Below are 7,425 nucleotides of genomic sequence, written 5' to 3' on the forward strand. Positions count from 1 at the left end.
ACGGCCTCCGGCATCGCTACCCGTCGGCGCGACCCCGGTGGGCGGCCCGGCGGATCCGGCGCGGTGTGCGGGTGGGCCGGTGGCGGAGCCGGCCGAAGACCCCGGTCAGGGTGGTGACGGCGGCCGCGGCCAGCGCGAGGAGCAACCCCTCGGTCAGACCGGGCGGGCGGAACGAGCAGCTGATCCGGTCCGCGCCGGCGCCGAGCGGGACACCGATCACGCCGAGGACGGAGGTGGGCGCGGTGGGCCGGCCGCCGCCGGTCGCGCAGGTCCAGCCCGCGGTGGCCGGGACGGAGAGCAGCGCCGTCCCGGTGCTGCCGGGCGGGAGGGCGGCGGCCAGGGTGTGCCCGCCGGCCGTGACCGAGCGGGCGCCGGTCGCGGTGAGCCGCGCGACGGCCGCGTCCAGCGCGCCGGGCCGCAGACAGCCGACCGGCCGGGCCGGGACCTGGGTGACGGCGTCCGCGCGCAGCACCACCCGCACCACGCCGTCGGCGGGCACCGTCCCCAGCTCGTGGATCGGCACGGCGGTGGTCGGCTGCTCGCCGTCGCTGCGGTAGGTCGTGGCGAGGCCGCTCACCGTGCCGTCGAACCAGACCCCGTGGAAGTACGCGGTGGCGCCCGGGGTGCAGGCCGCGGTGAACGCGGTGCCGTCCGAACCGGCGGGGGTGGCGGGGACGGACCAGCCGCTGCTGCCGTGCTCCGCCGGCTCCGGACCGCCGGCCGGGACCAGCCCGGGGACGTCGTAGACCGGGCCGCCGAGCAGCGACTCCTGGCGCGACCAGACCGAGGAGGTGTCCGGGGCGGAGCCCGCCGGGAGGACGGTGACCAGCGGGGGAGCGGCGGACCGGGTGACCGTGAAGCCGTTCGGCGCCGGCCCGTCGGCGAGCTGGGTCCGGACGGCGAACAGCGCCCGTCCGACCGGGTCCGTGACGCTCCGGGTGACCCGCCCGCCGGCCGACCAGCCGGCGCCCAGGTCGTGCAGCAGCAGAGCGGTGACGGTGGGCAGGGACCCGCTGGAGTAGCCGCCGCCCTGGCCGTCGAGCAGCAGCGGGTCGTTCGGGGTGAAGGCGTGCGGTCCCGGGTCGCTCCGGGCCCGCGGCCAGTCGGCGGCCTGCCGCAGCGCCGCGTGCGCGGCCCGGACGGCGGCGCCCGAGGGCGTCCCGGCGGCCGGCGTGCCCAGCGCGGCGTAGGCCGACCAGACCGCTCCGCCGAGCACCGCGGCGCCCAGGACGGCGGTCGCGGCGGCGCCCGCCCGGCGGTCGGTGTGCCGGTGCTCCAGGGTCCACAGCGCGGCGAGCAGCACCGCGCCGCCCAGCGCGAGGAGGGCCCAGGTCGACCCGTGCACCGAGCGGTGCGCCGCCGCGATCCCGGCCACCAGGGCGGTCACGGCGGCGCCGCCGAGCAGCGTCGGGGTGTCGGGCCGGTGCACCAGCGAGACCCAGCCGGCCAGCACCAGCAGCCCGCTGAGCACGAAGGCCGCCCGGTAGGGGCCGCCGGCCGGGATGGCCAGGCCGTGCCAGACCAGCACGGTCGGCGTCCAGACGAAGCTCAGCACCACCAGGGCCAGCAGGGCGCACCAGACGATCCGCTCCCGGGGCCGCACCCGCCGGTTGAACGGCAGCCCGGCCACCAGCAGCAGGCCGAGCAGGCCGATCGAGACGTCCGGCAGCGGCCGCCCGCTCTGGGTGCCGGGCAGCAACTGGGCGAGGTGCCCGCCGAGCCCGGAGGGGCCGAGCGGCTGGACGGGGGACTCGGGCTGCGCCTCCTGGGCGGCCCGGACGCCGACGAACAGCACCGGCGCGGCGAGCAGCACCCCGAGGCCGGCCGTGGTGACCGCCCGACCGGTCACCCGGACCACGGCCTTGAACGGCCGCCGGACGGCCGCCAGCCGCACCGCGAGCACCAGGCCGGCCGTGATGGTGGCCATCGCGGCGGTGTAGAGGTTGCCCGCCCAGGCGAGGGCGACGCACAGGGTGCCGGCCACCCAGCGGCGCTCGTGCAGGCACCAGTCGCCGGCCAGGACGAGCAGCGGCAGCGAGACCAGGCCCCAGAGCCACATCGGGGCCGTCCCGCCCACGGTCGGCACCCAGGCGCAGAGCCCGTAGCCGAGGGCGGCGACCGCCCGCAGCCAGTGCGGGCCGGCGTGCAGGCGGCCCAGCGCGTGGGTCATCAGGCCGGTACCCAGGCCGATGCTGCCCAGCGCCACCAGGAAGACCGCGAGCTGGGCCTGGTCGCGCGGCAGCAGCGCGGCCGGCCAGGAGAACGGGTTCATCAGGTAGGCGAAGAAGTCGGCCAGGAACGGCGCGCCGTACCCGCTGTTCCAGGTGAACAGCAGGTCCCCGGTGGTCTCGCCGTGGACGAGGTCCCACAGCTGGGCGTGGAACGGCACCGCCGTCTCCGCGGCCCCGGGCGGCCAGGCCCCGCGCAGGGCGGCGGCGAGCGCGTACCCGGCCATGCCCAGGCCCGCCGCGACCCCGCAGGCCAACGCCTCCCGCCGTCGCTCGGCCATGGTGATTCGCCCCGTTCCACGAGGAATGCCGGACCAGTTCGTCGCGAGCATAGACGCGCCCCGGGCGCGGGTTCCGCCTCCCGCGCTCCCTCGTGGGAGTGACGTCCGGCGGGATCCCGCCGAGTAGCCGGAGAGCGTCCGTCAGGATGCCCGTACGGGAGGAATCATGAGCATGGAGCCGTACCCCGACTGGCTCCGCCCCCCGGTCGGCGGGTACACCGCCGAGGACCTCGACCGGCTGCCGGATCTCCCGCCGCACACCGAGTTGCTCGACGGGAGCCTGATCTTCGCGAGTCCGCAGACGCTGTTCCATAGGGCGACCCTCAAGCGGTTGGAGCGCGCGCTCGACGACTGCGTGCCGGATCGAGCGTCCGGATAGTGGACGCGAAGTGTCAGCCCCTGGGACGGCGGAGTAGGGTCCGAGCATGTCTCGCACCATTCGTCTCGCAGTAGTTCCCGGTGACGGCATCGGCCAGGAAGTGGTGGCCGAAGGCCTCAAGGTCCTTGGCGCGGCGCTGCCCGCCGACGTGAAGCTGGAGACCACCGAGTACGACCTCGGCGCCCGGCGCTACCACCGCACCGGCGAGACGCTGCCGGACAGCGTGCTGGCGGAGCTGAAGACCCACGACGCGATCCTGCTCGGCGCCATCGGCGACCCGAGCGTCCCGTCCGGCGTGCTGGAGCGCGGGCTGCTGCTGAAGCTGCGGTTCGCCTTCGACCACCACATCAACCTGCGGCCGGGCCGGCTCTTCCCGGGCGTGGCGTCGCCGCTGGCCGGTGACCCCGCGATCGACTTCGTGGTCGTCCGCGAGGGCACCGAGGGCCCGTACGTCGGCAACGGCGGCTCGCTGCGCACCGGCACCGAGCACGAGGTGGCCACCGAGGTCAGCCTGAACACCGCCTACGGCATCGAGCGGGTCGTCCGCGACGCCTACCGCCGGGCCCAGGCGCGGCCGCGCAAGAAGCTGACCCTCGTCCACAAGAACAACGTGCTGGTGCACGCCGGTCACCTGTGGACGCGGATCTTCGAGCGGGTCGGCCGGGAGTTCCCCGAGGTCACCACCGACTACCTGCACGTCGACGCGGCGACCATCTTCTTCGTCACCCAGCCCGAGCGGTTCGACGTGATCGTCACCGACAACCTGTTCGGCGACATCCTGACCGACCTGGCCGCCGCCGTCACCGGCGGGATCGGCCTGGCCGCCAGCGGCAACATCAACCCGAGCGGCGACTTCCCGTCGATGTTCGAGCCCGTGCACGGCTCCGCCCCGGACATCGCGGGCCAGGGCAAGGCCGACCCGACCGCCACCGTGCTCTCGGTCGCCATGCTGCTGGAGCACCTCGGCTTCGCCGCCGAGGCCGCCGCGGTCGAGGCCGCGGTCGCCGCGGACCTGACCGAGCGCACCGGCACCCGCAGCACCTCCCAGGTCGGCGACGCGCTCGCCGCCCGAGTATCCGGCTGACAGGCCGGATCCGACACGCGGGATCAGGCCGGGAGGCCGGATCCGACAAGCGGTGTTCCGGCCGAAGGGGCCGGGGCGCACAAGCGCACAACCGCGGCCGCCGACTCCTCCTGGGGTCGACAGCTGTTCGGCACGGCCCTCTGGATGCGAGTATCGACAGTGGGCCGTGCCGTCGTGCGTTCGTTCGCCGAAACGTTCACCCGACGGAGGCGGCCCGGACCAACCCCACGGTGAAGGACACACAGCCATGAGCACGCCCACCCAGGCGCCCATCACGTTCGACCTCAAGCCCTCCGCGCACCCGCTGTCCGACGCGGAGCGCGAGGCCCGGCTGGCCAACCCCGGCTTCGGGAGGATCTTCACCGACCACATGGTCACCATCCGGTGGACCGAGGGCCTGGGCTGGCACGACGCCCAGCTGGCGCCGTACGCGCCGCTGGAGATCGACCCGGCGAACATGACGCTGCACTACGGTCAGTCGATCTTCGAGGGCCTGAAGGCCTACCGCCAGGCCGACGGCTCGATCGCGACCTTCCGCCCGGAGGCCAACGCCGCCCGCTTCCAGGCCTCCGCCCGCCGGCTGGCCATGCCGGAGCTGCCGATCGAGACCTTCGTCGAGGCCGTCGAGCACCTGGTCCAGCAGGAGCAGAACTGGGTGCCGAACGAGCAGGAGCAGAGCCTCTACCTGCGGCCCTTCATGTTCGCCACCGAGGTGGGCCTGGGTGTGCGCCCGGCCAACTCCTACCTCTTCATGATCATCGCCTCGCCGGCCGGCGCCTACTTCTCCGGTGGCGTCAAGCCGGTCTCGGTCTGGCTCTCCGAGGACTACGTCCGCGCCGCGCCGGGCGGCACCGGTGCCGCCAAGTGCGCCGGCAACTACGCCGCCTCGCTGGTCGCCCAGGCCGAGGCCGCCGCCAAGGGCTGCGACCAGGTGGTCTGGCTCGACGCCGCCGAGCACCGGTGGATCGAGGAGATGGGCGGGATGAACCTGTACTTCGTCTTCGGCGAGGGCAAGGACGCGACGATCGTCACCCCCGAGCTCTCCGGCGCGCTGCTCCCCGGCATCACCCGCGACTCGCTGCTCCAGCTCGCCGCCGACCTCGGCTACGCCGTCGAGGAGCGGAAGATCTCCACCGAGGAGTGGAAGCGGGGCAACGCCGACGGCACCCTCACCGAGGTCTTCGCGTGCGGCACCGCGGCCGTCATCACCCCGGTCGGCTCGGTCAAGTCCCGCGGCGGGGACTGGACCGTCGGCGCCGGCGAGCCTGGCCCGACCACCATGGAGCTGCGCCGGGCGCTGCTGGCCATCCAGGGCGGCCAGCGCCCCGACACCCACGGCTGGCTGCACAAGATCGTCTGATCCGGAGCCGCCCCGGCCCGTGCCGTTTCGGATCGCGAGACGGCCGGGCCGGACTCCGGAGGGTGTGCCACACTGCGAGCGTGTCCTCGCTTTCGCTGATCATTAGCAGCAGGCGCGCCGGTCCGCAGTGACCGCTCCGCAGTACCCGATGCGGAGCGACCACCAGCGTCCAGACCCGCGCGCAGACCTCTCGCACCCGCGAGGGGTCTTTTGCTTTTCGGGCCCGGCCCGAACGGCACACCCCCGGACCGGCCGGAGCCCCCACAAGGGGCCGAGCGACACCGGGCGCGCGCGGGATGCTGGACAGTGGAGCCGGATCAGAACCGGCAGAGCAGTACCAACCTCCCGGAACGGAGACCCAGGGCCATGACCCAGGCCAGCAACCGCACCGACGACAGCTTCCACGTCTTCGACACCACCCTGCGCGACGGCGCGCAGCGCGAGGGCATCAACCTCACGGTGGCCGACAAGCTGACCATTGCCCGGTATCTGGACGAGTTCGGGGTCGGGTTCATCGAGGGCGGCTGGCCCGGCGCCAATCCGCGGGACACCGAGTTCTTCGCCCGGGCCGCCGCCGAACTGGACCTCCGGCACGCCCAGCTGGTCGCCTTCGGCGCCACCCGGCGGGCCGGCGGCAAGGCGGCCGAGGACCCGCAGCTGGCCGCCCTGGTGACCTCCGGCGCCCCGGTGATCACCCTGGTCGCCAAGGCCCACGACCGGCACGTCGAACTGGCGCTGCGCACCACGCTGGACGAGAACCTGGAGATGATCCGGGACAGCGTGGCCTACCTGCGCTCCCAGGACCGCCGGGTGTTCATCGACTGCGAGCACTTCTTCGACGGCTACAAGGCCAACCGCGCCTACGCCCTGGCGGTGGTCCGCGCCGCGCACGAGGCCGGTGCCGACGTGGTGGTGCTCTGCGACACCAACGGCGGGATGCTGCCGGCCGGCGTCCGCGACATCGTCGCCGACGTCCTCGCCGACTCCGCGACCTACAAGCCCGGTGCCCGGATCGGCATCCACGCCCAGGACGACACCGGCTGCGCCGTCGCCAACACGCTGGCCGCGGTCGACTCGGGCGCCACCCACGTCCAGTGCACCGCCAACGGCTACGGCGAGCGGGTCGGCAACGCCAACCTGTTCCCGGTGGTCGGCGCGCTGGAGATCAAGTACGACCGCCGGGTGCTGCCGCCCGGCAGCCTGGCCGAGATGACCCGGATCTCGCACGCGGTCGCCGAGGTGGTCAACCTGACGCCCTCCACCCACCAGCCGTACGTCGGCCACTCCGCCTTCGCGCACAAGGCCGGTCTGCACGCCTCCGCGATCAAGGTCGACCCGGACCTCTACCAGCACATCGACCCGGAGACGGTCGGCAACACCATGCGGATGCTGGTCTCCGACATGGCCGGCCGCGCCTCGGTCGAGCTCAAGGGCAAGGAGCTCGGCTACGACCTGTCCAGCGACCGGGACCTGGCCGGCCGGGTGGTCGTCAGGGTCAAGGAGCAGGAGAACCTCGGCTACACCTACGAGTCCGCCGACGCCTCCTTCGAGCTGCTGCTCCGTGACGAGGTGCGCGGCAGCCGCGAGCGCTTCTACACCCTGGAGTCCTGGCGGACCATCAGCGAGCAGGGGCCGCAGGGCTTCGCGGGCAACGAGGCGACGGTCAAGGTCTGGGCCAAGGGCGAGCGCCGGATCGCCACCGGCGAGGGCAACGGCCCGGTCGACGCGCTGGACAAGGCGCTGCGCACCGCGCTGGAGCGGATCTACCCGCAGCTGGCCAAGCTGGAGCTGGTCGACTACAAGGTCCGCATCCTGGAGGGCCAGCACGGCACCGGTTCCAAGACCCGGGTACTGATCGAGTCCACCGACGGCACCACCAGCTGGTCCACCGTCGGGGTGGCCGACAACGTGATCGCCGCGTCCTGGCTGGCCCTGGACGACGCCTACACCTACGGTCTGCTGCGGGCCGGCCTGGAGCCGTCCGCCGGGTGAGCCCCCGGGCGGGGGGGGCCCCCGCCCCCCCGGGGGGGGGGGCCCCCCCCCCCCCGGGGCCCCCCCCGCCCCCCCCGCCGGGGGGGGGGGGGGGGTGGGGG

At 74.2% G+C, this 7,425-nt stretch carries 5 protein-coding genes; 4 read left to right on the plus strand and 1 reads right to left on the minus strand.

What is annotated here, in order from left to right:
- Window positions 1-16: 16 nt before the first annotated feature.
- Window positions 17-2,509: a YfhO family protein gene (locus ACIF6L_RS18715; protein ID WP_396488538.1), complete on the minus strand. Its 2,493-nt coding sequence runs from the start codon at window positions 2,507-2,509 to the stop codon at window positions 17-19.
- 166 nt (window positions 2,510-2,675) lie between these two features.
- Here ACIF6L_RS18715 and ACIF6L_RS18720 point away from each other — a divergent pair, with 166 nt between their 5' ends.
- The 4 genes from ACIF6L_RS18720 to cimA all read left to right on the plus strand — a co-directional run bounded on the left by ACIF6L_RS18720 (window position 2,676) and on the right by cimA (window position 7,324).
- The gene (locus ACIF6L_RS18720) at window positions 2,676-2,888 is read left to right on the plus strand and encodes a hypothetical protein (RefSeq protein WP_396488539.1); all 213 of its coding nucleotides are present in this window, start codon (window positions 2,676-2,678) and stop codon (window positions 2,886-2,888) included.
- Between the two features lie 46 nt (window positions 2,889-2,934).
- A complete protein-coding gene (locus ACIF6L_RS18725) occupies window positions 2,935-3,972 on the plus strand; it encodes a 3-isopropylmalate dehydrogenase (protein ID WP_396488540.1) in 1,038 nt (345 codons plus the stop codon).
- Window positions 3,973-4,219: 247 nt separating this feature from the next.
- Window positions 4,220-5,332: a branched-chain amino acid aminotransferase gene (locus ACIF6L_RS18730; RefSeq protein WP_329489720.1), complete on the plus strand. Its 1,113-nt coding sequence runs from the start codon at window positions 4,220-4,222 to the stop codon at window positions 5,330-5,332.
- A gap of 366 nt (window positions 5,333-5,698) precedes the next feature.
- Window positions 5,699-7,324, plus strand: coding sequence for a citramalate synthase (cimA, locus tag ACIF6L_RS18735; RefSeq protein ID WP_352295297.1), 1,626 nt, complete (start codon window positions 5,699-5,701; stop codon window positions 7,322-7,324).
- Window positions 7,325-7,425 lie beyond the last annotated feature (101 nt).

Source organism: Kitasatospora sp. NPDC086009 (genome assembly GCF_044540385.1).
In the GTDB taxonomy this organism is placed as follows: domain Bacteria; phylum Actinomycetota; class Actinomycetes; order Streptomycetales; family Streptomycetaceae; genus Kitasatospora.

Excerpts from the sequence above, each read along its gene's own strand:
- ACIF6L_RS18720 (WP_396488539.1), top strand. The coding sequence starts at position 2,676 with ATGAGCATGGAGCCGTACCCCGACTGGCTCCGCCCCCCGGTCGGCGGG.
- cimA (WP_352295297.1), top strand. The coding sequence starts at position 5,699 with ATGACCCAGGCCAGCAACCGCACCGACGACAGCTTCCACGTCTTCGAC.
- ACIF6L_RS18725 (WP_396488540.1), top strand. The coding sequence starts at position 2,935 with ATGTCTCGCACCATTCGTCTCGCAGTAGTTCCCGGTGACGGCATCGGC.
- ACIF6L_RS18715 (WP_396488538.1), bottom strand. The coding sequence starts at position 2,509 with ATGGCCGAGCGACGGCGGGAGGCGTTGGCCTGCGGGGTCGCGGCGGGC.
- ACIF6L_RS18730 (WP_329489720.1), top strand. The coding sequence starts at position 4,220 with ATGAGCACGCCCACCCAGGCGCCCATCACGTTCGACCTCAAGCCCTCC.